Consider the following 26244-nt stretch of genomic DNA (forward strand, 5'->3'; position numbering starts at 1 on the left):
GGTCTTTGACGCGATCAGACTAAACCAAGCGCGCCCGTCCGTCGCGCACTTCGAGAATCCGCACTTGACAGCGACTCGCCGGAGCGGCTACAGACTTCGCCCTTGTGTCTGGACGCACCCCTTGAGTTGAGATGGCTGAAGGGTGCGTTCCTCGCTCCCGTGGAGGCCTGCATGGCAAAGCTTGTCGTCGTCGAGTCGCCTGCCAAGGCTCGGACCATTTCCCGCTTTCTCGGGGATGGCTATGCCGTGGAAGCCAGCTTCGGCCATGTCCGGGACCTTCCCGGCGGGGCGAAGGAAATCCCCGCACGCTTCAAGAAGAAGGAGTGGGCGCGCTTTGGAGTGAATGTAGACGCCGACTTCGAACCGATCTGGGTCATCCCCGCCGGCAGTCGAAAGCACATCCAGATCCTGAAGAAGGCGCTGGCCGGAGCGGACGAACTTCTCCTGGCCACGGATGAGGACCGCGAAGGCGAGAGCATCAGCTGGCATGTCATGGAGATACTCAAGCCGAAGGTGCCCGTCCGGCGGATCGCCTTCCACGAGATCACAAAGACCGCCATTCAGGAAGCGCTGGAAAACCCCCGGGACATCGACTTGAACCTCGTGCAGGCGCAGGAGAGTCGCCGCATTCTGGACCGGCTCTTCGGGTACGAACTGTCGCCCCTCTTGTGGCGGAAGGTCGCATCGGGATTGTCTGCGGGGCGCGTTCAGAGTCCGGCCGTTCGGCTGTGCGTCATGCGCGAGCGCGAACGGATGGCATTCCGCGCGGCCGGGTACTGGGATGCCGAGGCCGAGTTCACGAAGGACAGCCGGAGTTTTACGGCCCGCCTCTCCCGGATCGACGGCACGAAGGTCGCGACCGGCAAGGACTTCGACCCGGACACCGGGGCGCTCAAGAAGCGATCGAAGGCGCTGTGGCTGAAGGAGGAGGGCGCGAAGAGCCTCGTGGCGGGGCTGGACGCGCAGCCGTTTGCCGTGACCTCCCTCGAAGAGAAGCCCGTGAAGCGTCGTCCCGCGCCGCCGTTCATGACCTCGTCGCTTCAGCAGGAAGCCAACCGCAAGCTCGGCATGTCCGCACGCAACACCATGCGCGTGGCACAACGCCTCTACGAAGGTGTCAACGGTCTCGACGGACTCATTACTTACCACCGTACGGACTCCACCACGCTGTCGAAGAAGGCTCTGGGCGAAGCCGAACGCACCATCCGCAAGCTCTACGGCGAAGACTACACGGACGGCTGGCGCTTCTACGCCACGAAGGCAAAGAACGCGCAGGAAGCGCATGAGGCCATCCGCCCGACAAATGTGGCGCGCACGCCGGACTCGCTGGCCGGGCGCCTCAAGTCGGAGGAACTTCGCGTGTACGAACTCATCTGGAAGCGGATGATCGCCAGCCAGATGACCGACGCGCGGCTTCTGCGGACCACCGTGGAGCTGACGGCAAAGGAGTCTGGAGGCGAGGAACGCGAGGCCGTCTTCACCGCCACGGGCCAGTCGATCGACTTCCCGGGATTTCTGCGCGCCTATGTCGAAGGCTCCGACGACCCGGACGCGAAGATGGCCGATCGCGAGGTGATTCTCCCTTCGCTCGCCATCGACGAGTCACTCCGGCCGGATAGCCTGGAGGCGTGCGGACACGAGACCTCGCCGCCCGCACGCTACACGGAAGCCAGCCTCGTGAAGAAGCTGGAAGCGGAAGGCATCGGCCGCCCGTCCACCTACGCCTCCATCCTCGAGACGATCCAGGCACGCGGATACATCACCAAGCGCGGGAATGCGCTCGTCCCGACTCCGGTCGCCTTCTGCGTGACCATCCTCATGGAGGACCACTTCGCCGAGTTCGTGGACATCGGCTTCACGGCCCGGCTGGAGCAGATCCTCGACGACATCTCCAACGGGGAACGCGACTCGCGCGACTTCCTGAACGCGTTCTACTTCGGAGATGACACTTCGCCGGGACTTCGCAGCCGCATCCACGATGAAGCCGACAGCATCGAGTACCCCGCACTGAACATCGGACAGGATCCGAAGACCGGACACGCTGTCGTGGTGAAGGTCGGACGATTCGGCGCTTATCTTCAGATGGGCGGCAACGGGAGTGGCTCGGAGGGCCAGGACGCTGACGACCGCGTCACCGCGCCGCTTCCCGAGGACACCGCGCTGGCAGACTTCTCGCTGGAAAACGCGCTCGAACTGCTGGAACTCAGCAAGCGAGGCCCGGAAAGCCTCGGGACGGACCCTGCAACCGGACTGGATGTCTTCGTGCTGTCGGGGCGCTTCGGCCCTTATGTGCAACTTGGTGAGACCCCCGAAGACCGCAACGCGGAGAAGCCCCGTCGCGCGTCCGTACCCAAGGGCCAGTCACCCGACGAAGTGCTCCTTGCCGACGCCCTTCACTGGCTTTCGCTGCCGCGCACGCTGGGAACGCACCCCGAGACCGGCGAGGAAGTGATCGCCGCGACCGGAAGGTTCGGACCCTACCTCCGCTGCGCCAAGGAGACGCGCTCCCTCACCGCGGACGACGATGTCTACACCATCGAACTGGAACGCGCCCTGGCCATTCTTGCGCAACCGAAACTCAGGCGGGGACAGCGTGCCGCCAAGGCTCTCAGGGAACTGGGGAAGGCGCCGGGAACCGAGACGGACATCCGCATTCTCGACGGCCGCTACGGTCCGTACATCACCGACGGCGAAGTGAACGCATCGCTGCCGAAGTCCGCTTCCGTGGAGGAGTACACTTTGGACGAAGCCGTCGCGCACCTTCGCGAAAACGGGAAGGCCCCGAAGAGTCGCCGGAAGAAGAGCGCCGCGAAGAGCAAGAGCAAGGCGAAGCGGAAGACAAAGGCGAAGGCGAAGAGCAAGACGAAAGCGAAGCGGAAGACAAAGGCGAAGCGGAAAGCGGACGACTAGCCGCCCGCGCCGCCCCACTCCTCCGCCGTACTCAGCGAACCCGCAGACAGCGCCCCGTGGCCTCCCCCGCCTCCGATTGCGCGCGCAGGAAGTAGACTCCCGCCGGAACGGCTCGACCCGCTGCGTCCCGACCGTCCCAGGTGTGCACGCTCTCCCGCAGGCGCACGCGATGCACGAGACGCCCGGAGACATCGTGGATCGTCAGCATGCTCGCCGGGTCGCTTCCCGCCGGGGTGCGGATCATCACGCTCTCCCGAAAGGGATTCGGGTGGATGGCGAGCCCCGGGGCCGCAACCGCAACTGCCTCGGCCGAAGTCCCGGTCACCAGCGGCGGGAAGGGGTAGGTGAACACCTCCACCGTGAGATCGCAGTTCCAGTCACCGGCGTTGAACGCATAAGTTCCGGCTCCCGTCACCGGTACCGTCACCGTCCCGGTTCCCATGGCGTCGATCTCGGAACCGATGCCGATCGTCTCCGTCACTTCGTACTCCAGGAGCCAGTCGAGTTCTTCCGCCCACAGGTCGATCCTCAGTTCCGTCTCGTCCTCCCGGAGGAAGTCGTCGAAGACGATCTGCCCGAGCACCTGTGTGTCTCCTTCGGCGTTCCAGTCGTACAGTGGCGCGTTGATGCCGTCCCGGTGGCGTATGGAAACGGGCCCCACCCCCTCCGCCTCCAGCAGCGGTGAGAACACTCGACTCTGCACGAGGATCTCCGCCGGGGTCCAGTCCCACCAGGGCAGATCCGGCTCGTGGATATCGGTGACCTGCATGCGGTCAATCCGCACCGTCACACGACGCGCCCCCGTGAGAAACTCCGCGGACTGCGCCCACGCCGCCGGGCAGTCCGCGAGTGTGTCGTGTCCCTCGTGGTACCAGCTTTCGGTCGGCATCTTCCCGAGAAAACGCGCAGCGGGAGCCACCGTGGAGAAGTGCGAGTCCGCGAGCGTTACGACGCCGTCGTTCGCCTGAGGTTCTCCTTCCAGAAGCAGCGCATCGGAAAGCGTACCGTCGTTGGTTTCTCCATTCACCGAACCCATCGACCCCATGAGGATCCCCGCGTACAGCGGACTGTCCGCGTCGGTGCGCGGCGAGTGCAGGTTGGCCTCGCACCACGCATAGTCCATCTGGTCGGTGTCGATGGAAGGCGTCCCGTACTGATCCCACAATCCGGAAAGGACCCCGTTGCTCGCGACCCAGTTCCCGCAGAGAACTCCCTCCGCCGACAGCCACCGCGCAATGGCCCCCGAACCGGCCAGGCCTTCCACATCTTTTTCGATCAACCAGTGCGTGACATAGGTCCCAAAGCTTCCACTGAAGAAGTTCACCTGTGACGCACCGGTCCGGGCCAGGAGGTGTTGCGCGTACTTCGCGACAATGAGCGCGTACCTCGGGATCCCTCCCCCCCACTGCGCGGTGACGGCATCCAGTTCCGCAATGTCCGAAGGCGTGTAGTAGGAAGGCACCGTGTCGCCGTAGTACTCCGTCGCCGCGACGACATTGGGCAGATTCTCCTCTCCCGGCTGGCCGATATTGGGAAGGCCCGCTGCGTCGCTGAAGGGTGTCATGCTCGCGTCCCAGGAATCTTCCCCGAAGACGCCGGCCTGCGCCGGCCCGTCGGAGTCGAAGCCGTGCACCCAGATGGTCACGGTGGTGTTGGGATCATGGGTGGCGAATGCGGGGGCCGCGTGGAGAAGAGCGACTACAACGGCCAGTGCCGGGCTCTGAGCAACGCGCATCAGGACCTCCTGCGTGAGCGGATGAACGGGAGGAGTCACGCGAGCAGCGTAGTCGATCCACCGGCGATATGGAAGGTCCCTGGCGTGCACAGCCCCTCGCGCGGATGAGCGGCGGATCAGGCCGATTGCCCGATCCGGGTGCGTTCGCCCGTGGAGGAATGCTACAATCCAGTGTCCTCGGTCCCGTTCACCCGTGAGGTAGATGATGCGTCCCCTCTTGCACCCCTGTTCCCTTGCCGCTCCGCTCTCGCTGATGGTGTGCCTGCTTCTCGTACACACTCCCGCTCCCGCCGAACAACTTGGTGCCTACGCCGAAGGATCTCTGTCGTTTCATTACCAGCAGTGGCCCTTCGGTTCCTTCTCCGGCGACTTCTCCGCAACCGGCACCGTGCTGGACACGACCGGATGGCAGAACGGCCAGACGGAAAGTTGCGGAGGATCGATCAGCGCCGCGGCGGACTCCTTCACTGTCTGGGGCTACGGAGCCACACTGAACGCGGACTCCACCACGGATCTGGCGGGCATCTGGGTGCGCACTGTCGGAGCACCGCAACCGGGGAACTACGCCGTCGACATGCAGGACTTCACCGCCGGTTTTATCTTCTTCGACAACATCTCCGGGTTCACCCCGCCGGCAGACTCGACGGACCCCGCCGCCTGGCTCGACGGCATTGTGGCCGATCACAAGTTCGCTGCAAGCGGCGGCTCCATTCAGGTGTCCGCAGTCGCCGACACCGTGTTCCTCGGTTCCTTCTCCGGGTCGATGGTGGATCCAAACACCTTCATGATCATCAGCGTGTCCGGCGGATCCTTCGACTTCACCGGGCCGCCTCTTCCCACGGCCGCGCCCCTGAGCGGAACCGCTTCCCTTGCGGACCACTCCGTGCATCCCAGCCCTTTCTCCGGGCACACGCGCATTCGTTTCTCGCTCGATGCCCCCTCCCACGCACGGGTCTCCATCTTTGATGTCTCGGGACGGCAGGTGGCCGTGCTCTTTGACAGGGCGGTCCCGGAAGGGGAGCACTCCGCACACTGGTCCGGAATGAATGCGGAGGGGTTCTCCGTGCAGCGGGGGTTGTACTTCTACCGAATCCAGACCGGGCAGGGAACCGTCGCCTCCGGGAAGGTCGTGCGGGCGCCGTAGGGCAGCTCGGGGCGGTTCCACTCTACCGCGACGGAAGCCCCCGGCCCATTCCGGGCGGCTCGACTCCTATTTGGAGATTCTGGACCTGTTTGGCTTGAATGGACCCCGCCGATTCGCTACGCTGTCTCACCGCTTCCCTTCCCCCCCTTTCTCCTTCCATGATCTGGAGGATTCCCCCATGACAAACCGCCCCTCTTGCAAGAGGGCGTGGAGCCGCTGGATGCTGCACGCGTGCGCACTTGCGCATCTCATCATCCCCGGCGCCTCATCCGCATTGACGCTCGATCTCTTCGTCCGCGAAGGCGTTCTCACCACGACCGACGCCCACCGGTGCCGGCCTGCGCGTGCTCGATGTTCGGGGGGCCGTCGTTCACACGGCGTCCATTCCGGCAGGCCGGACTTCCGGAACCTATCGCTGGGACGGGAGGAACAACGCCGGGCGCCAGTGCGCGGACGGCGTGTACTACATTCGTATGGAATCGGAGAGCGGACACGCCACGCGTGCGGTCAGCCTGCTTCGGTAAGCGACTACGGTGCGGGCGCCGGGCCAAACCCCGACGCCCGCCTCCCCGCAGTCTACTTCATGAGCACCATCCTGCGTGTGTCGGCGCCCTGCGGAGTGTCCAGCCGGTAGAAGTAGACGCCCGCCGATGCCGGCGTCCCGTCCGCTCCCGTTCCGCGCCATACCACCGTCCGAACGCCTCCGACCGACTCTTCGTCATCCACCAGCGTGGAGACGAGGCGGCCGGCTACATCGTACACGGACAGCCTCGCGGGTGAACCCGCCAGCACCGCGAACCGGATGACCGTCGAACCGTCAAACGGGTTCGGCGAGTTGCCCAAAAGTCCACTGAGCCCGGACACTCCGGCCTCCCCCGCGCCCGTGGCGCCGGAGAGGTCTCCGCCACCCCTCGGCAGGAGAACCGGCGTACCCCCCATCACCGAGACGACCCCGAAGATGGTGTAGTAGTTCCCCTTCTTGATCGAGGTGGGATCGATTCCGGTATGAGGATCGATCACGACCTTGATCCCTGTTGAGGGATGCAGAGCCATCTCCTGCACAAGCGGGAAGTCCCCGGGAGCGCCATCCGCCCCCGCGTATCCACGCACACCAATATGCAGCCCGATGTGCTCGCACAGCTTCGCGGTGCCCGGCTCCACGATCGGCGCCTGAATCGGGGCCGTAGGCCCGAACTTCTGGACCTGGTAAATCTGGCTCAGCATGATCTCCCCGAACGGTTCGACCACGACACCAGACACCTGCACCGAATCTCCGATGTCCAGCATCGGCAACTGCGAACCCTCGACGCGAATCCCGCCGGTGCAGTTCTCCACATAGATCACGCCGGGTCCCAGCGATCCGTTGCGAACGGTCACCGTTCCCTGAACCATCGCTTCCGTCCCCGACCAGGGGGAGTTCGCGAAGCAACGCCCGGGAGCGCCCGTGTACTCCTGGATGGCGTCGATGTTGTTGCCGCCCGGGTAGCAGTCGGGCGGGTTGCGGCGGATCTTGCCGGTCCGCCCGATGTGGGTCTGGATCGCCGCGCGGGCCTCGTACAGGTTCTGGGAGGAGGATGCGTCAAAGTACAGCCCCCCCGTGCGCGCCGCGAGGTCTTCCAGGTTCTCACTGTCTGTAGCGCGGAACGGCGCCACATCTTCCGTCACGGGAAGCCCCGGGTTTGCGTCCGGACCGTAGTAGTTGGTCATATCAATCACATAAACAACCACATCCGCGGCAGCAGCGGCGGTCGCCACATCCGCGTAGGTCGTGCATCCGCAAGTTCCGTCGCTGGAGTTCTCCCCGGTGTCCGTATAGACCACGAGATTCGCCGGAGCCTGTTCCTGTGCCTTCGTGATGGCGCAGCACGCGGACTCCCACAGCGGGGTCATCCCGCACGGGTAGGTGGACTCTACGGCCGTGTGCAAGAGGGCCGTATCGGTCGTCCAGTCCTGCAACAGTTCGTACCCCGGTCGGGAGACGCACGAAGAGCAGCTCGACGCCGTTCCCTCTCCGAAGGCGGCCACCGAGATCAGGTTGTCCGCAAACGCATCCACGAACGCGTGGGCGGACGCCTTCGCGTCATCCATGCGAGAGGACACGCACATCGATCCTGTCTGATCGATCAGAAGCGTGGTCGGGTACTCCGGATAGAGACAGACCGCCGCCTCTTCGTCGTCCGGCTCCAGGCTGCGGCCCGCCGCCGTACCGGCATTGCAGAAGTAGTACGCGTACATCGTCGGACGAAGGTCCTGGTCTGCCGAGTACTCATCGGAGTGGTGAATCCCGATCGAATGTCCGTACTCGTGCGTCAACACCGTCTGCAGCTCAAACTCGGAACAGTCGTCGTTCCAGAGCCAGGTGTCCGCGGAATCCATGAGGACATCCACATCCGTGATCTCGCCGGAGGAGACGATCTCAGTGATAATCGTGATCGCCAGCGTTCCGGAGGCTGATCCCACGACTCCGTCCACGCAGTCTCCCGCGTCGGACGCCGCGTTGTAGAACACGGTGGTGTTGGCGCCGTCAAGACCGGACAGACGCTGCGAAGTGGCCCCCTGGTAGCTGAATCGAATGATCGCGCCGTCGACATCTTCCCACGACTGATAAGCCGCCTGGGCCGCAGACTCAATGTCCGCCTGCGTCAGGCCCGCGTCGGAAGCGTCCGCCTCTGCGTCCACATTGACCCAGAAGGGGACATTGTATTCGAAGAACCGGACAAAGGTGTCCTCGGAGTCACAGTTCAGAAGGGCACCTGCGCAGTAAGTGCCGTCTTCGCCCATTGCGCCGATCAGGCGGAACGCAGACGACGGAACCGCGACGGCCAGAAGCAGCACGGCCGGAAGAAGAAGGGCAAGAGTTCGCATCTTCAGGAGAGAGTTCTGCATGATCACTCCACCTCCTTCTCGGTGCGCACCGCCGTGCGGACTGCGGACTCCAGCGACGCCAGTGTCTCCGGGATCACAAGTTCCGGACGGCGTCGCACATAGGCGATGCCTTCCAGATCCCGCTGCACACGAGGAGCGCCCGCATCGCGCACGACCTCGAACTTCCCTTCCGACAGGTTCACGACATGATGAGTTCCAGCAGGTCCCTCACGCAGAAAGAGCACGACCTCGTCGCCGGTGGAAAGGCATGGCGCACCAATGACGGAGGTCCGCTTTCCTTCCCACTGCCCGCCGAGCATGCGAAGCGTGACCGCTTCCGCCGGTGCTCCCTTGAAGGAGCCGGCCACGGTGACATGCAGTTCGGTGAAGATGTTCCCGCGTTCCGCGAAACAGCGGACGGCGCCGATTGTGCCGTGCACGACAGCATCCGACAGACCGCTGAGCTCCCCGATGGAGAGCGGTTCCAGGGCGGTCGTGGCCTCTGCTGAGGGCACAACCAAGAGAGTCACGACAGCGGCAATCGCCGCTCCGCGCAGGCAAACAGAAAGTTGATTCATGATGAACTCCGAGCCGGGGGGATGAGTCGAGCGGCGTCGGGCAGGAGGGTGGACCCTGTGTTCCCGTCCTTCGGGTCAGCCGGGATCCATTATAGCCGATCCGCGGCGCACCGCGCAACCTCTCGTGAATGCCCCCCCCCTGCCGCCGCCCGCCGGTTGCGCACCCCGCCCATTTGCGAGGTCCGAGGCGTATTTGGTATACTCATCTCCCCTCGTCATCCACCGCCCTCGGAGGCCATCCCCATGCCGCGTCCCGATATCGCTTCAATCGCAGCCTGGTGCTGCGTCCTCTTCGCCGTTGGAACCGCCCCGGGCGTCGCCTCTCCCGCGAACGCCGGGTGCTACTCCTTCGCTCCCGACAATCCCGGCTACTGCTCCTGCGCCGACCTTTCGGGCGAGTGGCCACTCTCTCCGGTCCCGGGGGATCCGTCGCTCACGGGCTTCAGGACAATCGGCACCAAGACGACCTGCTACCGCCACCGGGGTCAAGCCTACTGGCAGATTCAGAAGGGGTACCACTCCGGCGCGACCGTCGATTTCATCGGGTGGCTGTATCAGGTGACGGGATTCCCGCTCCCCGGCCACAACGAGGAAGCATGGTGTTCTGAAGGAGTCGCCTATTGGCACTATGCTGCGGAGTATCCCTACCAGGACGGCTATTCAGATGGACTCCTCCACCCGACTCCCATCCTGAAGAACACCACGCAACTTCGCGAGTGGTATCAGGCGGAGGCGCTCTTGCGGATTCTGACCTTCGGGCTCTATCCCGGACGCGGCTGGTGGGTCTCGGGGACGCAACTGGACTACGGGGACTTCCGTCCCGGCGAGACCGGCCCGTGCCCGGGCGCCTATATGCAGATGGCGAACTACAACGCCTCCACCGGCGCATGGTCCAACCACCACAGCGTGCTCATCGATTCGATGACGGTCTGCATCAACTCGGCGGGCGATGTCGAGCGGATCGACGCTCAGTTCCTCAATCCGAATCAGGGGAACGGCGTGTCCTTCGTCGACTTGGATGGAAACTCCGCAAGCCAGGCCCACATCACCGGAAGCACCTGGTCGGACCTCTACGATCGCACCATCATGGGCACGACCACCGGCAAGATGATCCGCGGCTGGGGAATCCCCCTCACCACCGGAGGCAATCCCGACTACGACCCGGCCCGCATCGACACGGTCGTCTGCTCCTCCGGCGGGGGCCCGTGGACTCCGTGGGAGCCGGAACCCGCGGACAGCGTGGCGCTCGGCCGGTTTGCGTCCTTCTACAACGCGAATCAGGGATCGCCACTCATCGCGAAGAACTCCCCCTACCTCGTGACGGGGGAGCGCCTGCCCTCCCGGCAGAGTCCGTGGGTCTTCCCGACCGGACCGCAACATCCCGAGGATCCGGTGCGAATCGAAATCGACTTCCTCGCCGACCATCCCTGGCCCGCGGACGGGGTGACGCTCCGCTGGAAAGGCGGCCGAATCCCCGGCCTGGTGAAGGTCGGGTGGGCCTCCTCGCAAGGAGCATCCGGGATGGCGCAGCGGCCCTTCCCGAACTTCGACCCGCCGCAGGTTCCCGATCTGCCGGAAGAGGTGCCCTTCGGCGGCCCGCCCGTCTTCCTGCAGAAGCTCAGCGTGGCCATCCCGCTTTCGGCGATGACGCAGAACTTCGAACTGGTCGGACTGCATCCCTCGTTCGTCTATGGCGAAGAGGACGAACCCATCGGCACGGTGGATGACGACACCGGCACCGTGGGCGTTGCCCCGCCCGCCCCGTCGGAACGAAGCCGCTTCCTCGGCGCGGCCCCGAACCCGACCGGAGGCGGCACCGAGATCCGCTACAGCGCCCCGGGCGGAGTCCCGGTCACCCTGCGGATTCACGATGTGCACGGAAGGGTGGTGCAGGAACTCGCGAACGCGCCCTCCGATGCGGGGCGGCAGACCGCCTTCTGGAACGGAGAGGACGCCCACGGCCATCCGGCCCCGTCGGGGGTCTACTTCGTGCGGATGGAAGCGGGGGCGGAGTCGCACACGACGAAGATCGTCCTTCGGAAGTGAACGGCGGCAGTGGCGCAAGAAACGCCCCCCGGCGCAGGCCAGGGGGCGTTTCGTCCAGCAGATGGCGGGGTCGACGAGACTCGAACTCGCGGCCTCCGGCGTGACAGGCCGGCGTTCTAACCAACTGAACTACGACCCCGCAAAACCCGGTGCGCCCCTGTGTCCACCTCGTTCGGAAGCGCAGCGGCGCGCAGACTAGCATTCCCCCCGGACCCGATCAAGCGGTTTCGAGGCCTCCGGGCTTCGCCGCCCGACCCTCGGGAAGGTCCGACCTCAGGATGGGGCGAATCCGGGTTCCGGGGAAATACGCCTTCAGGATTCTCACATACCCCTCCCCCGCCCGAGCCCTGCCGAGCGCCCCCATCTGGCACAGCCCGACTCCGTGGCCGTTTCCGCGCCCTCTTGCGGTCACCTTCTCCACGCGACCGTCCCGCTTCTCCACCTCCAGTTCCGCCAGCACGCTCCGCAGGATCCCCCCGCCCGGGCGGCGCAGAATCCACCGGTTGCGGTCGCCCGGGACCTCCCACACGCCATCCGCAGTCCGGTACTCGACGCTTGCCATCCTTCGCGACGGTCCCTTCCGCACAACGCGAAGCCCCGTCAGTTCCCCCGTAACGCTCCCCGCCGGAAGCTCCCGCTGGTCGGGCAGATGGTGGCGAACGAGCGCGGAGAGCTGCTCTCCCGTCCAGGTCTCGGTCCACTCGAAGTACTTCGACACGCGGCACCACTCCCGGCCGGGCGCTCCGTCCGGGCCGCCTCGCAACGCGGCGGAGGACTCCCGCCACGACCACACGGCTTCGATGTCGGCGCGGCGTCCTCCGCAGGTGGAGGAGTAGTACGCGTCCAGAAGTCCCTCCGGTCCGCAGAGAACCAGCCCGGCTGTTTCGCGAATCGCGGCCGTCGCGACTTCGTCCTCCGCGTCGACACCGCCGTAGACCTGATCCCGGACATCGGCAAAGAGATCAAACGGCATCAAGGGATACTGGCCGAGCTTCCGGACGGCATAGGTTCGCGCGGCCACGGCCTGCGCCGCCACGGCCTCGTGTTCTTCTTCCCGCCGGGGGCCGATCTCCCGGGGGACGACCCCGCGCAGGTACTCCTCCAGCGGAAGCTCGTTCACCGCGAGGAGCGTGTCTCCACGCGTCGTCAGAATGATCTCCCCGCGCACCGTTCGCGTTCCCGCGCGCAGGAGTCCACCAGGCGGTGCCGTCAACACCAGCGGCTCGGACGACTCCGCAAGACGCGTCCCGTCCGTGGCGTTCACCAGGATCCCGATCCCCGGGGACGAGGACACGCGAAAGACCTCCGTCGCGAAACCCACCAACAGCGTGTCAGCCGGACTCTTCCCCCGCGTTGACAGCACGAACCCCGCGCGGGAACCGATCTCCAGCACGGAGTCCTGCGCGTGAAGCGCCACGCGAATCAGAATGTCCGAACCCACCGGCACATCCATCGCCGAATCGGCGGGCCGGCGCACTCCCGCCGGCGGCCCCACACACGACACCACCAGCGCCCATGCGGCCACGAACGCCCACTTCCAGCGTCTCACAACTCCCCTCCCCCCTCCGCCCCTTCGGGCGGATGCGTGACCTTGCCCAAGATCGCGGGGCCGCGCGCTCCCGTTGCGGCAGGAACATTGCCCGGCCGCCCGCACACCGTCTCCCGCGCCAGCAGGGCAAACGCCAGCGCTTCCTTGGCATCCGATGAAAAGCCCTCGCTCTCCAGAGAACACACGCGAACCTCCGGCAACTCCCGTGCGATCCACGCCATCATGGTCGCGTTGTGAACGCCGCCTCCACTGACCAGCATCTCCTCCACCCGAACCTCCGGAAGCACAAACCGGTGCACAGCCGACGCCACGGAGGCCGCCGTGAAGGCCGTCAGCGTCGCCACGAGATCCTCCATCGACTCCCCGCGACGCGCCCACTCACCCAGGGTCAGCCCCACAAACGCGGCACCGAACACTTCCCGCCCCGTCGACTTGGGCGGCGCCTCGAGGAAGTACGGGTGTTCCAGGAACCCCGCGAGCAGCTCCTCGTCCACCGTTCCCGCCGCGGCCATCCGCCCGCCTTCGTCCATCGTGAGCTTGCCGCCGGTCGCCCGGCGCACGAACTCGTCCACCAGCAGGTTTCCCGGACCCGTGTCGAACGCAATCACGCCTTCCATGCCGCGCCCTGCGGGAAGCACCGTGACATTGGCAATCCCCCCCAGGTTCAGGAGCGCGCGCCCACGGTCCTCATGCCGAAGAAAGAGCGCGTCGAAAAGCGGAACCAGTGGCGCCCCCTGTCCGCCAAGCGCCATGTCCGCACGACGAAAGTCGGACACGACGGGAGCCCGGGCTGCCGCGGCGATCCACACCGGTTCCCCCAACTGCAGCGTCTCCCCGACATCGGGTTCATGATGAAGCGTCTGCCCGTGCGATCCCACCAGATCCACCTGCCCCGGAGCCAGCCCGGCTTCAGCGAGAACCGCCACGGCCGCTTCGGCAAACGCCTTGCCGACCGCATGATCCAGGTGGCACAGGTCGCGGGCGGACCGGGCTTCTCCGGATGCGACCGCCAGGATCTCGTCGCGAAGCCGACCAGGATAAGGCACGGTAAGAAACGCACGCTGGCGAATCTCCGGTCGCCCGTCAGGCCGAGCCGTGAAGTCCGCCACCACCGCATCCACACCGTCCACCGAAGTACCGGACATCAGCCCGACGACCGTCATGTGCCCGTCTCTTCGCGAACCCCCGCGTTCGTTCATGTCGCGTCCTCCAGCCCGCGCATTCCGCGCACCATCATGACAAGCGCAACCGCTCCCGTCAGCGCCAGCGGCACGCCCGTGCGAAAATCCGACAGGAGAAGCGACCCCAGTCCGAAGAGACATCCATAGAGCGCCACGATCGACACCCCCCAAAGTGCGAAGCGGCGCCCGGTCCCTGCGTCGGCATTACGACCGTCGCCGTCGGTCCGAACCGGGCCCCACAGCCCGGGCGGCCGAACGCGAGTCACGAATGCGGCCAGCCGTTCCCGATCTCCGGTCGGCGTCACCCATGCAACCGTCACCCAGACCACGGCGGACAGCGCGACATTGATGACGAACACCTCTGGCGACGAAAACTCGTGCGCAATCCACTCGCCCCGATTCGACGCGTTCAGCACCACCGCAATCACCAGCGAAGCCAGCATGGCGGAGAGTTCGCTCCACGCATTGATCCGCCACCAGAACCAGCGGAGAAGGAACACCGCCCCCGCTCCGGCGACCAGTTGCAACAGGAACTCGAAGAGGCCCCGGATGGAGTCGCTTGACATGGCGATGGCACCGCCGATGGCCAGAAACATGACGCCCGAAAGCCGCGCCACCAGCACGCCTTCACGCGGACCCATGTCCCCCTTGCGAAACCTCCCCCACAGATCCACCACGAAGTACGAACTGGCCAGATTCATGTGCGTGTCGATCGTGGACATGAACGCCGCGAGCATCGCCGCCATCATCAGGCCCAGCCAACCCGGCCCGAGATAGGTGCGCATCATGATCGGGTAGGCGGCCTTGTGGTCCGTCAGGTCCGGCAGGACAATCAGCGACAGGAGCGCCACCAGGAACCACGGCCACGGGCGCAGAACATAGTTCGCAAAGGTGAACCAGAGCGTCCCCTTCAAGGCATCGCTCTCGGACCGACACGCACTCATGCGCTGAATGAGAACGCCACCACCGTCGGAGTACTTCCACGACCACCACTGAACGCCGATCGCGACGAGAAACCCCCAAAATGCCGCAGAGATCGCCGGGTCCGCGAGATCGACCGCACCCGTCCGAAGCGGGAACATCTCGGCCGCCGGACGACCGTTGGCGGCCGTCACTTCCCGCAGACGCGGCCCGAGCGCGGCCAGACCTCCGTTGGCGCGAACGGCGGCGGTGACCAGAACGATGGACCCGATCATGGCCGTCGTGAACTGCACGATGTCCGTCACCACCACTCCCCACAGCCCCGAGAGGCTTGCGTAGAGAACCGCGATGGAAAGCCCGACACCGATGGCCAGCCCCTTGGACGACACGACCATTCCAAACACACGCACCGTCTCCGGCAGACCGAACACTTCCACGATGATCGTGGACATCGCCAGGATGACCCACCCCAGAACCACCGAGTTCGTAACGAATGCGAAGAACACTCCCTTGAAGGTCCGGAGAATCTCCGCGCCCCGCCCCGAATAGCGCAGCGAGATGAACTCCACATCCGTGGAGATCTTCGCGCGGCGCCACAGTCCCGCCAGGAAGAAGGTCGTCAGGAGGTGGCTGATCGCGAAGTTGAACCAGATCCAGTTCGACGCGATCCCCGAAGAACGCACATAACTGGTGACGACCAGCGGGGTATCCGCTGCGAAGGTGGTCGCGACCATGGAAGTGCCCGCGATCCACCACGGGAGGGACCGCCCGGTGAGGAAGAACTCGTCGATGCCTCGCGAAGCCCGTCCGGCAAACGCCACGCCCACGGCGACCATCCCGAGCGCGTACACGCCGATGATGACCCAGTCGATGACGGCCAGGCCCATGTCACGCCTCCATGGCTCTGCGCACAAACCCTCCCGCGCGCGCCAGGCGTTCTTTCGCCTCTGCCAACCCCACGGACGCGACGCCCATCACGATGGCCACCTTGACGCTCCCCTCCGCGTCCTGGAGAAGACCCGCAGCCTCCTCGTAGCCCACCCCCGCCACCTCCATCACGATTCTCCGGCTTCGCTCGATGAGTTTCTCGCTCCCGGGTCGAAGGTCCACCATGAGATTCCCAAGCGTCTTCCCGCGGCGGATCATGGCTGCGGTGGTGATCATGTTGAGCACGAGCTTCGTTGCGGTTCCTGCCTTCATGCGGGTCGATCCCGAGATCACCTCCGGCCCGACGACAGGCGCGATGAGCACATCCGCCGCGTCCTGTGCGTCTCCCCCGGGATTGCAGGTGACAAGCGCCGTCCCGGCCCCGAGTTCGCGCGCGCGGGACAGAGCCCCCAGCACGAACGGTGTCCGACGGCTGGCTGCAATCCCGACGACCGTGTCCCGCGCCTCCACGGAGTGCTCGTCCATGGATGCTCCCCCGGCTGCCGCGTCATCTTCGGCACCTTCCTGCGCGCGGAAGACGCTCTCCGCTCCCCCCGCGATGACCCCCACCACCTCGCGCGGGTCCGTGCCGAAGGTGGGCGGGCACTCGGCCGCATCGAGAATCCCGAGACGCCCGGAAGTCCCCGCGCCGACATACAGGAGCCTGCCCCCACGGTCGAACGAGGTCACCACCGCGTCCACCACCTGGGCGATCTCGGACAGACACGCCTCCACGGCTGCCGGGACGCGGCGATCCTCCGCGTGGATCACGCGAAGCACTTCGGGAGTCTCGGCCAGGTCGATCTGGGACGACTCCGGCAGCGCACCCTCCGTGACAAGCGAAGAGAGCTCGGCGAAGAGCGGGGTTGGGCGGGGTTTCCGACTCATGGTCGGGAGTCTACCCTCAGACGAGGCGAATGGACTATCGGATCTTGACCGCGCGGGCGACTGCCTTCGAATCTCCGCCGACTCCGCGCGCCTTGACATGAACGATATATGTGCCGTTTGCCACGGGAGTGCCGTTTGAGTCTCTACCGTTCCAGACGACATGATTCATGTCCGCGGCTGCCGGAGCGGAGTCCGACTCCCAGACTTCTCGTCCGGCAAGCGTATACACTCGCACACGAACGTCATCCGCGCCTGCGGCCAGTCGGTAGTAGAGGCTCGCTTCCTGACTGAAGGGATTGGGGTAAACGACAAGATCCTCCACAGCCACTTCCAGGCGAATGCTCAATGTGAAGCTGGAACTCCATCCGGTGCCGTTGTCCGCCTGGAGAAGGACATCGTAGTCCTCCGGGCGGGGCACCATCTCGTAATCCACCGTGATCGACCGGGCAACCCCCCCGGCGGTGGTGTCCGAAGGTGTCACCTCAAACTCCGATTCCGGGACCGCACCTAGAATCGTGTCCACAATACGGAAGTCGCGAATCCCGTGCGCGTCGGTCACTTCCACACGGATCGCAATCGTCTGCCCCTGCTCGGTGACATCCAGGTACGACCCATCGCTCACCGCATTCCCGTTGACGGTGACTGTGTACTCCGGCTCCCCGACCCGCGGAGTCACCGCCGGGTCCCCCAGAAGGACAAACCGCTGCGCGGCCTGCCGGGTCTGCCCCGGCGACGCATACCTCATCTGGAAAAGCAGGCGGGCTCGAGTGGCAGCCTCTCCCAGAGTCCAGGCGAAAACGCCCGTCTGGCCGACATCAGGGAGATCCCCTCCCACACCCGTGGAGCCGGGATGGAAAAACGCGGTGAACAGATCTTCATTGAACACGAGATTCGGCCCGAGGAATTCATAGCCGGAACTGGCGAAAACGCCGATGGCCCCGCCCGGCGCCGCGGCGCTGAGCGGCCGCACATTCATGAGCTTCTCCGCGACGCAGTCCCCAAAGTCCCCTTCGTCCGACCGGTCAAACTCCGCGAGGTGGCAGGCAAAGCCGAAGAAGACAAACGGCATCCCCTCGTTGGAGAGACTCTCCACATCGTGGATCCCCCCGATCGGGAAGTCCTTGAACACCTCTTCATGGGCCAGCCAGTACTTGTTGGCGTGGCCCTGATAGTTCCAGAAGAGAGCGCCCCGGTTGAGCTTGGACCGCAGGTCCGGATGCACGGCCTGCCGGGTCTCCGTCCGCATGCAATAGTATTCGCCGTTGGGATCTTCGGAGTTCCGGCAGTCGTACCAGATGCCACAGTCATCGCCCTCGCTCTCGCACTCCTGAGAGTATTCCTTGTAGCAGTCGTCCGCACAGGGATGCGTCCATTCCCCCACATACACGCGTTCGGAGAACATCGGGCTGAACGGGTGCGTCTCCAGCGCCACGGCCAGTTCCTCCGAGGTCTCCCGGAATCCGGATTCCGATGTTCGGAAGACATACCCCGAGGCGCCTCCGCCCAGGCTCCCGCTGAACTGGTCGTCTGCCAGAAAGACGCCTCGCTCCGTCCAGTCTCCCGCCGAGTCCAGGGCCTCGTAGGCCGCGATGCGTTCTACATTCCAGGCGGCTTCATCCGCCGTTCCTACCGCAAGCCTTCCCACAAAGATGTCCGGGAGATCATCGAACGCCGCGCCGGGAGCGGTTCGGGTAAGTTCCGCGTAGTACTGATCGGACTCTTCCGGCGCCCCTTCATACTGCGCCCAGAGGCTGTGGCTGGGGATGAAGTCCGGATCCGACCGCCCTCCCACCGCGCGATGATCCTCGCTGGCGTCGCCGAAGAGGCAAAGGAACGCTAGGGGCGAGCCCCACCGATGGAAGGCATACGCCGCATACGACTTGATGGCTTCCGGCGTACGATGGCCGTTTGAGAACAGGTCGTAAACTTCGGAGACCGGGGCCAAGACCGAGCCGTACTGCGCGGCGCGAAGCCCTGCCAGTTCGCTGGCTTCGGTCAGGAAATCCTCGTGGGCCACGACGACATACCCGGCGCCCGCGCCGGCCGCCAGAATGCCGGTCGGAGGAACGCGCTCCACCTCCGCCGGTGCGACTTCCGAAACAAGCGACTCGCGAACCGCCAGGTAGACGGCCAACCCGGTCGCGTTGTCGTGGTCGAAGTGAAGTCCGTAGCGTCCACCGCCTTCGCTCACAATCTGGACGGCCTCATCCACCCCTACTCGAGCGGGGTCCGATGGATCCGTGATATCGTAGAGGGACAGATCCGATCCTCCAAAATCAGACACTCCTGCATACACATTGGACGAAGGGCCACTGCCCGTGTCCACGGCCAGGTGGCCATTCCTCGCGAGGAGGCTCCGCTCCCAGGTAATCTCGAACCAGTCAAAGAAGAACCGCGACTGGCTGTACCGGGTGGAGGTGTCGTCGCCCGAATAGGTGATGCCCTCCAGAAGGAAGCGATCCGTCCCGTCACCCGCGAGACTCCCTGCCGGAATGGGATGCGTGGAGAGCATGCTGTCGGGCACGCCGATGAAGCCGCTTCCGCTCGGGTACAGACTCCAGTTGTAAAAGAGCCTGGATCCCACGGTGGTCCCGTTGATCTCGAACCGGATGGAGTTGGTAAACCCGTCATCGATGGGGTACCCGCCCGAGACCACGCGAGCCGTCAGCGTCGCCACTCCTCCGGGCACGGGATCCGGAGCGGTGAAGTCCTGCTCGATAATGAGGCCGGGGGCCCCCTCTTCCAGAGAGATGCTGGTCTTGTGGTCATTCCAGTAGTAGAACTCGGACTCGAAGCCCCCCTGCCCGGGTCCGAAGTCCGGGGGGCGCAGATAGTAGCGGATGTCTCGCTCTACATGAACTGTGGAGAGCGTATGCGCCAGCGTGTCCGCGCTCCCTCCCGACAAGCTCCCCGTCGGTCGCACAATCCGCATCCTGGAAGCAACCGACGAATCGACGGCCACCCAGTAGAAGTTGTCCGTGTCAAAAAGATCTTCGTGCTCCCAGCCGGAAGTCATCCACTGATCCCGAAAGGACCGGCCGTAAAACCGGAAGGCGTCGCCGGTGTCGAACACGCCGTTGCCGTTTCGGTCCAGCACTTCCCCGGGCACCGCAATCCGCTGAAACAGGTCCGCTGCCCCCACCCCGGCGTCGTCCACGGAATCCAGATCGAAGTCTCTCTGATAAAGGACGGGTTCCTCCACGGAAACCCCGGCCGGGAACCCTGCCGCAGCCAGGGCGGCATACGACAATTCCGTCAGTCCGGTCTCGGCAATACGGATTCTCCACTGATCCCCTGCGCCCCAGGGTGAGTCGCCCACCATGAGCGCGTCGCCCGGCCCGCGGGTACTCCACGCAACGGCGCGGTCGGCATTCAGAACCGTTCCGCGCAGCGTCCTCTCTGCCAGCAGTTCGGGCCTCGCGGGAGGCCCTCGACGGGGACCGCCTCGACCGGGTTCGGGCTCAAAGCGAACCTCCACCACTGCCCGGCGAAGCACCCGGTATGACCGCCGGAAGACATCCGCGCGGACCGCACGCACCACGACGGACACCAATCGGTGATGACGCAGCCCCGCAGGGGTAGAGAGGGAGAAGGCCGGGTCCGGAGATGCCCCGCGGCGATGATAGACTTCGCCTTCCACGGGGGGGAGTTCCCGGACAAAGTCCACACCGAAAGGTTCATGCACTGCCTCTCGGACCGGCACCGGCGTGACGGCACCCTGCTGCACCGATCCCCACTCTTCGGAACGGACGATCAGCCGCGCGCGGTTGCCCGGGGGGAGGCCCACCGGGAAAGCACGAATGGGGATCTCGGGCTCTCCGATTGCATCCGTGTGCCCGTATCCGTCCAGAAACAGCCGCACGAAATCTCGTGAGTCGGACGGGACCACATCCAGCCGGGCTTCCCCCGGCGTGATCTCCAGCACGACATGAGCATCATCGGATGCCAGAACGCGCACACCTGCGGGAGCGGCATGAGCCAGCGACGCGAACCCGAGGATCCAGCCTGCCACGGCGAGACCGGCAGACATTCCCTGAGAAGCGAATCGGATGGAAGAGATCATTCGGTTCAACCGGGGTGAATCGGGTGGAGGGGCTCACGACCGGGGAAGTATAGGAAGCCTGCGGACAAGCGTCAATCGACACAAAAAAGGGCGCCCGGTGAGGGGCGCCCTTTCCGGAAACCGAAGCCTCCGGGTCACTGCAGGTTTTACGGACAGCCGTTTCCGAGACCACCGGCCCAGAAGCCGAGGTCGACCACGCCGACCGAGCCGTCGCAGTTGTAGTCGCCAAACAGACCATAGCTCGGCGGCAGCGTCCCGGCCCAGAGACCGAGATCGACGATACCGGTGGAGTTACCGGAATCGCAGGAGCCGTCGAGGTCCGGGCTCGTGTAGAAGTGCGGGCCATTGGTGCAGATCAGAATGTCGCCCACGCAATGGGAAGTGACGGCAACCTGAAGGTCGCCACCGTATCCGCCAAGCACCGTGAAAGAGAGACTCACGACGCCAGAAGCATCCGTGATCCCGGTAGTGGTCTCTCCGCCCGGGCAGGCGCAAAGGCCGGCACCCGTGACGGTGGCGCTGGTCGAACAACCGGCCACCGGAACGCCAAAGGCATCAAGAAGCGTGACCGTGGCGACGAGAACATCAGCAGTTCCGGTCGCGTTGAACCGGAACTGGGTACCGGCGGAGCCGGTGAGAGCACCGGTGACGACACAGCTGGACTGCGTCGGATCAGGAACGCCCGCAAAAGAGGCGGAGCTGCAGACGAGAAGAGCAAGGATTGTGAAGACCAGGGTCTTCCGCATTTCGATTACCTCCGAAGCACCAGAACTTGATGAAGTGAAACCTCGGACTACTGACTCCCAATCAGGGACCACCAGCGTCCGCGCAGAAGATGAACAATCGGTGAGCTGCACCCCCTTCCCTGGCCATTCAAGACTGAAACTTTACCACTGAGAACCTGAACCCGTCAAACCGAACTTCCTCAAGGGAGCATCGGCACGGATCCCCGGAGCTTGACCATGAACCCGCGCTCAATGCGGATTCAGCCCCTCTCAACTCGCAACATGGGGGGAATGATATCAGCTGGCAGCTCCCCAGGTCAAACGGCTTTCAGTGAGTTATGCGGTTCTGGCTGGGAGTTTTGGTGAAGATTGCCGATCAGACCTCACCGCCTCCAGGGTGAAGTTCGCGGCTCCCGGCGGGGATCTGCCCGTCCTGCGCCCGACATGGGGCCGGGCCTGCAGAGGTCGATGAGATCGCGGAAGGGTGGTGGGCGAAGAGGGACTTGAACCCCCGACCCCCTGCGTGTAAAGCAGGTGCTCTAAACCAGCTGAGCTATTCGCCCTGGTCCCTCTGCCCCGGTCAAGGCCGCTCTGGGGCAGCCCGTGAGGAAGGTCGGCTACAGAATGAACGCCAGCGGAATCAGTACGCAGTAGCCCAGCACCAGAAGAATCGGGGCCATCGTGATGCTCCCGCCGGAAAGCAACAGATAGCCGATCGCAATCGCGCCCAGCCCCCCAAGGAAGATCCCGACATTGCGCCGCTCCCAGCGCACGCGACCCGCGCTTCCCGCAGGCGTCGTCCGAGCCTTGTCCCGCGCAGCCTTCGCCGCCATGATCCCCTCCTGTGCAGACATCCGCCGCAAGCGCAGCGGACCGTATCAGCCTGTTTCTCCGCCGTCAACGCCACCCCCGGGGGGAGACGCGCGCCTCCCGGCCACCTTCGGCTCCTGAAGGCTCCCGGCGCGATACCCCTCCAGATCGAGCGCGACGAACCGATACCCGGCCCGCCGAACTCCCTCGGTGGCCTCTCGCCGAACTTCGGCATCCAGGAAGCGCTCCAGATCCGCCGAAGCCACCTCCACACGCGCAACATCGCCGTGGTGCCGCACGCGAAAGCCCGCAAACCCCATGGCGCGCAGCGCACCCTCAGCCGCTTCCACCTGTCGCAACGCATCCAGCGTCACGCGAATGCCCTCCGGAAAGCGAGACGCAAGACACGCCATCGCCGGTTTCTCCGCAGTCGGAAGCCCCATCTCCCGCGACCACGCCCGGACATCCTCCTTCGTCGCGCCTGCCGCCGCCAACGGACTCACCACGCTCTTCTCCCGCGCGGCGACAAGCCCGGGCCGATGCCCACGACAATCGTCGGCATTGGTCCCGTCCACGACCCAGGGGATCCCTTCCTCCCGCGCCACTGCGTGAAGCCGCGTGAAGAGTTCCGACTTGCAGTGGTAGCACCGGTCACCGGCATTGGCCGCGTAGTCGGGATCGTCCACTTCCGCCGTCGATACGATCCGGTGGCGCGCCCCGATCCCGTGCGCCAGCGCCTTCGCTTCGTCCAGCTCCCAGGCCGCCACAGATGCCGACTTTCCGGTCACTGCCAGCGCTCCGTCACCCAGTTCCTCCACGGCCACGCGCAGCACGAGCGTGGAATCCACACCGCCGGAGAAGGCGACCACAACGCGCCGCCGGGCGCGCAGATCCGCGCGAACAGCGTCCAGTCCGGCAGGGCATGCAGTCACGGAACTGCCTTTCGAGAAAGGGAGAACGGCCCGGAGCATAGGAACGCTCTTCCGTCAGGTCAACTGCGCCGGGAAGTGCGCGCGCGATTCGCTGCGCGTTCATGCTCTTCCCGCGTCACTGAAAATGTGTGGCCGCCACTTCCATCCGCCACGAAGAACATGTCCTCGCACGGGGTGAGCGGGTGCAGGACCGCATCGATGGAGGCTCTCCCCGGAGCGCCGATCGGGCCGGGCGGAAGGCCGTGATTGCGGTAGGTGTTGTAGGGAGACTCGATCTTGAGGTGCTTGTAGTAGAGGCGACCGCGGAACCTCCCGATTCCGTACCGCACGGTCGGATCCGCCTCCAGCTTCCACCCCTGCCGCAAGCGGTTCAGGTACACCGCCGCCACATGCGGCCGTTCGTCCGCCATGCGCGTCTCCGCCTCCACAATGGACGCGAGCGTCAGCACCTCGTGCCGTGAGAGGTCTGGAAGCGCACCGTCTGAAGGTGGAGGCAACGCGGCGGTCACTTCGTCCAGGCGCGCAACCAGCGCGTCCACGATCTCCCCGGCGGACATTCCATCCGGAAGGCGGTAGGTGTCCGGGAACAGGTAGCCCTCCAGCGTCTCTGCGGTGCAGCCCGCCGAAGCCCGACGCATGGAATCCGCCGCCGCAATCATAAACTCCTCTTTCGGCACATCGAACTGCTGCTCCACTTCATCCGCGATTCGCCCCAGTCGCCACCCTTCGAGAACCCGGAATCGCCGAAGGACGACTTCGCCCCGAAGGAGCACGCGGAGCACCTGTCCGGCCGTGGCCCCCTGCGGGATGGCGAAAGTGCCTGCGGGAACGCCCCGATCCGCTCTCAGCACTCTCGCGAGGAGCGTAACCCGCTGCCCGGAGACGATGAGACCGCGCTCCTCCAGGAGGCCCGCGACTGTCGCAAATCCCAGCCCGTCGGGAACCCGGACCTCCATCGGGACGCCGGGCGCACTCGCTGCGGGGCGTTCGTGGAGCGTTGAACGCAGCATTCCCAGCGCCATAGACAGCGCGAGCAATACCACCGCGCCGACGGTGAGAAGAGCCTGCCGAACGAGGCGCATCACGAAGAGGCGTCCGTGTCGGCCCGGTCGAGCCAGCCGCGCAGAATGAGGATGGCGGCGACACGGTCCACATCGGCTTTGTCCTGGCGCTTCCCGCGGGAGCCGGGGTCGACCGAAAGCGTCCGTTCCGCCTCCACCGACGAGAGCCGTTCGTCCTGCAGGTCGACCGGGAGACTCGTTCTCCGGCCCAGCTCTTCGGCGAACTCCCTGCAGATCGAAGACCTCTCCCCTGGTGTGCCGTCCATCTGGAGCGGATCCCCGACCACCAGTTGCACCGTCTCCGCGCGACGAATCGTTCGCACGACTTCCTTCCAGGGGATCGTGTTCCCGGGGCGAAGGATCGTGGGGAGTGCCTCCGCCGCGATGCGCAACGGGTCCGACACGGCCACGCCAATCCGCCGGTCCCCGAAGTCGAACGCCATCACGCGCCCCTTCACAGCGAACCGCCGCGATCCGTCACACGGAGCTTCCACACCAGACGGCACTCATTGCCGCGCCCTTCGCGGAAGGAAAACGACACCTCGTCCATGCACTCGTTCAGGATATAGAGACCGCGTCCGTGTTCCGCGAACTTCTCGCGGCCACATGTCCGCGCGTGGGAGGGATCGGGACGAAACTCGCAGTCGGAACGGTCGCGCACAAGCACGGTGATCCGGGACTCGTCCTGCATGAACACGACCTCCGCGGGTGCGCCTTCGTCACCGCGGTTCCCGTGCCGGATGGCATTGGTCGCGGCCTCCACGACCGCGATGGCAAACCGGTGCGCGTCTTCGCCCACAAGCCCCGCCGTCTCGGCGACCTCTTCCGCCACGGCGTTCACCATCGCCACCGATGCGATGCGGCTCGGCACGACCAGACGGATCTCGTCTCCAGGATTGTCCACGCACTCCTCCTGCGTCGCCTCCGAACGGGACTCTGCCGGAAGCCTCCCCGGGGCGCAAGCCCCACGCGGCGTCATTCTCCCGCCCTCCTCCGAACCTCCCGAACCAAGGCCGCCAGATCTTCCGGGAGCGGCACCTCGAAAGCCATCGCCTCGCGCCGGAAGGGGTGTCGGAATCCGATGCGCCCCGCGTGGAGCGCCGGCCGTTCGATCATCCCGAGATACCGCCGTGCCGTCCCCCGGTCCGGCCCCTGAAACCGCCGTACCGAGCGATCCCCGCCGCCATAGTCCGAGTCCGCGACCATGGCGTGCCCGCGATGCGCCAGATGCACGCGAATCTGGTGCGTACGGCCGGTCTCCAGTTGAACGGTCAGGAGCGATGCAACGGAACCCGCGGCCTCCACTTCGATGTGGCTTCTCGCGTCCCGGCCGCCCTCCACGACCGCCATGCGCTTGCGATCGCGCCGATGCCTTCCGATCGGTGCGTCGATCGTGAACCGGTCCGGCCCGACCCGCCCCCACGCGACTGCGGTGTAGACGCGCGAGAGCGTCCGGTCCTCCAGTTGTGCGGAAAGGAGGCGGTGGCAGGCGTCGTCTTTCGCGACGACAAGAAGCCCCGTGGTTCCCTTGTCCAGACGATGGACGATGCCCGGCCGCAGCACCCCGCCGATGCCCGACAGCCCATCCAGCCTGAAGAGGAGCGCGTTCACAAGCGTCCCCGTGCGCAGCGGCCCCGCAGGATGCGTCACCATGCCCGCCGGTTTGTTCACGACGGCCAGACGATCATCTTCGTAGACCACACCGATGGGAAGGTCTTCCGCGGTGATCTCGGACTCTTCCGGTTCCGGTGGATCGATCGTGACGGAATCACCCTCGGCGACCGGCGCTCCGGCCCGGGCGCGCCGACCGTTTACGAGAATGCGGCCGTCCCGGATGAGTCGCGCCAGTCTGGACCGGGAGTACTCCGCCGACAGAAGATCGGCGAGCACACGGTCAAGCCTCGTGCCC

19 protein-coding genes and 2 tRNA genes are annotated in these 26244 nt (G+C 65.4%); 4 read left to right on the forward strand and 17 right to left on the reverse strand.

Annotated features, from left to right (window positions below; genetic code table 11):
* The first annotated feature begins 171 nt into the window (after positions 1-171).
* On the forward strand, positions 172-2910 hold the full coding sequence (topA, locus tag QF819_08070; protein MDP6803116.1) for a type I DNA topoisomerase: 2739 nt from the start codon (positions 172-174) through the stop codon (positions 2908-2910).
* 31 nt (positions 2911-2941) lie between these two features.
* Here the strand turns inward: topA and QF819_08075 are convergent, their stop codons facing one another.
* Positions 2942-4645 (reverse strand): hypothetical protein, encoded by a 1704-nt coding sequence (locus QF819_08075; GenBank protein ID MDP6803117.1) that lies wholly within the window; start codon positions 4643-4645, stop codon positions 2942-2944.
* Positions 4646-4847: 202 nt separating this feature from the next.
* Here QF819_08075 and QF819_08080 point away from each other — a divergent pair, with 202 nt between their 5' ends.
* Together QF819_08080 and QF819_08085 are read left to right on the forward strand one after the other, a co-directional pair.
* Positions 4848-5789 (forward strand): T9SS type A sorting domain-containing protein, encoded by a 942-nt coding sequence (locus QF819_08080; protein ID MDP6803118.1) that lies wholly within the window; start codon positions 4848-4850, stop codon positions 5787-5789.
* A gap of 344 nt (positions 5790-6133) precedes the next feature.
* On the forward strand, positions 6134-6313 hold the full coding sequence (locus tag QF819_08085; GenBank protein ID MDP6803119.1) for a FlgD immunoglobulin-like domain containing protein: 180 nt from the start codon (positions 6134-6136) through the stop codon (positions 6311-6313).
* Positions 6314-6365: 52 nt separating this feature from the next.
* Here the strand turns inward: QF819_08085 and QF819_08090 are convergent, their stop codons facing one another.
* Both QF819_08090 and QF819_08095 read right to left on the reverse strand, forming a co-directional pair.
* On the reverse strand, positions 6366-8675 hold the full coding sequence (locus tag QF819_08090; protein MDP6803120.1) for a matrixin family metalloprotease: 2310 nt from the start codon (positions 8673-8675) through the stop codon (positions 6366-6368).
* Positions 8676-8677: 2 nt separating this feature from the next.
* Complete coding sequence (locus QF819_08095) at positions 8678-9232, reverse strand: hypothetical protein (protein MDP6803121.1); 555 nt, start codon at positions 9230-9232, stop codon at positions 8678-8680.
* A gap of 243 nt (positions 9233-9475) precedes the next feature.
* On the opposite strand from QF819_08095, the gene QF819_08100 reads away from it, so the two are divergent.
* Entirely contained in the window at positions 9476-11278 is a 1803-nt protein-coding gene (locus QF819_08100) for a T9SS type A sorting domain-containing protein (GenBank protein MDP6803122.1), read from the forward strand.
* Between the two features lie 62 nt (positions 11279-11340).
* Here the strand turns inward: QF819_08100 and QF819_08105 are convergent.
* The 14 genes from QF819_08105 to QF819_08170 all read right to left on the reverse strand — a co-directional run.
* Positions 11341-11417: transfer RNA gene (locus QF819_08105), tRNA-Asp, on the reverse strand.
* 78 nt (positions 11418-11495) lie between these two features.
* The gene (locus QF819_08110) at positions 11496-12827 is read right to left on the reverse strand and encodes a SpoIID/LytB domain-containing protein (GenBank protein MDP6803123.1); all 1332 of its coding nucleotides are present in this window, start codon (positions 12825-12827) and stop codon (positions 11496-11498) included.
* Positions 12824-14026: an anhydro-N-acetylmuramic acid kinase gene (locus QF819_08115; GenBank protein ID MDP6803124.1), complete on the reverse strand. Its 1203-nt coding sequence runs from the start codon at positions 14024-14026 to the stop codon at positions 12824-12826. The genes QF819_08110 and QF819_08115 overlap by 4 nt, the downstream gene beginning before the upstream one ends.
* A complete protein-coding gene (locus tag QF819_08120) occupies positions 14023-15816 on the reverse strand; it encodes a Na+:solute symporter (protein MDP6803125.1) in 1794 nt (597 codons plus the stop codon). The genes QF819_08115 and QF819_08120 overlap by 4 nt, the downstream gene beginning before the upstream one ends.
* A 1-nt stretch (position 15817) precedes the next feature.
* Positions 15818-16744: an N-acetylmuramic acid 6-phosphate etherase gene (gene murQ / locus QF819_08125; GenBank protein ID MDP6803126.1), complete on the reverse strand. Its 927-nt coding sequence runs from the start codon at positions 16742-16744 to the stop codon at positions 15818-15820.
* Between the two features lie 34 nt (positions 16745-16778).
* A complete protein-coding gene (locus QF819_08130) occupies positions 16779-20774 on the reverse strand; it encodes a C25 family cysteine peptidase (protein ID MDP6803127.1) in 3996 nt (1331 codons plus the stop codon).
* Between the two features lie 179 nt (positions 20775-20953).
* Positions 20954-21553 carry an Ig-like domain-containing protein gene (locus QF819_08135; protein ID MDP6803128.1) on the reverse strand — a complete coding sequence of 200 codons (600 nt, stop codon included), beginning with the start codon at positions 21551-21553 and terminating at the stop codon, positions 20954-20956.
* 464 nt (positions 21554-22017) lie between these two features.
* Positions 22018-22095 (reverse strand) — tRNA-Val (locus tag QF819_08140).
* Between the two features lie 54 nt (positions 22096-22149).
* On the reverse strand, positions 22150-22365 hold the full coding sequence (locus tag QF819_08145) for a hypothetical protein (protein MDP6803129.1): 216 nt from the start codon (positions 22363-22365) through the stop codon (positions 22150-22152).
* A gap of 45 nt (positions 22366-22410) precedes the next feature.
* Positions 22411-23274 (reverse strand): ATP-dependent sacrificial sulfur transferase LarE, encoded by an 864-nt coding sequence (gene larE, locus QF819_08150; GenBank protein ID MDP6803130.1) that lies wholly within the window; start codon positions 23272-23274, stop codon positions 22411-22413.
* 59 nt (positions 23275-23333) lie between these two features.
* Positions 23334-24356 carry an endolytic transglycosylase MltG gene (gene mltG / locus QF819_08155; GenBank protein ID MDP6803131.1) on the reverse strand — a complete coding sequence of 341 codons (1023 nt, stop codon included), beginning with the start codon at positions 24354-24356 and terminating at the stop codon, positions 23334-23336.
* Complete coding sequence (gene ruvX / locus QF819_08160) at positions 24356-24778, reverse strand: Holliday junction resolvase RuvX (protein MDP6803132.1); 423 nt, start codon at positions 24776-24778, stop codon at positions 24356-24358. The genes mltG and ruvX overlap by 1 nt, the downstream gene beginning before the upstream one ends.
* 11 nt (positions 24779-24789) lie before the next feature.
* The gene (locus QF819_08165; protein ID MDP6803133.1) at positions 24790-25314 is read right to left on the reverse strand and encodes an ATP-binding protein; all 525 of its coding nucleotides are present in this window, start codon (positions 25312-25314) and stop codon (positions 24790-24792) included.
* Positions 25311-26244 (reverse strand): RluA family pseudouridine synthase (locus QF819_08170; protein MDP6803134.1); only part of this gene is annotated, 934 nt, incomplete at its 5' end. The genes QF819_08170 and QF819_08165, both read right to left, overlap by 4 nt.

This window comes from Gemmatimonadota bacterium, assembly GCA_030747075.1.
In the GTDB taxonomy this organism is placed as follows: Bacteria; ARS69; ARS69; order ARS69; family ARS69; genus ARS69.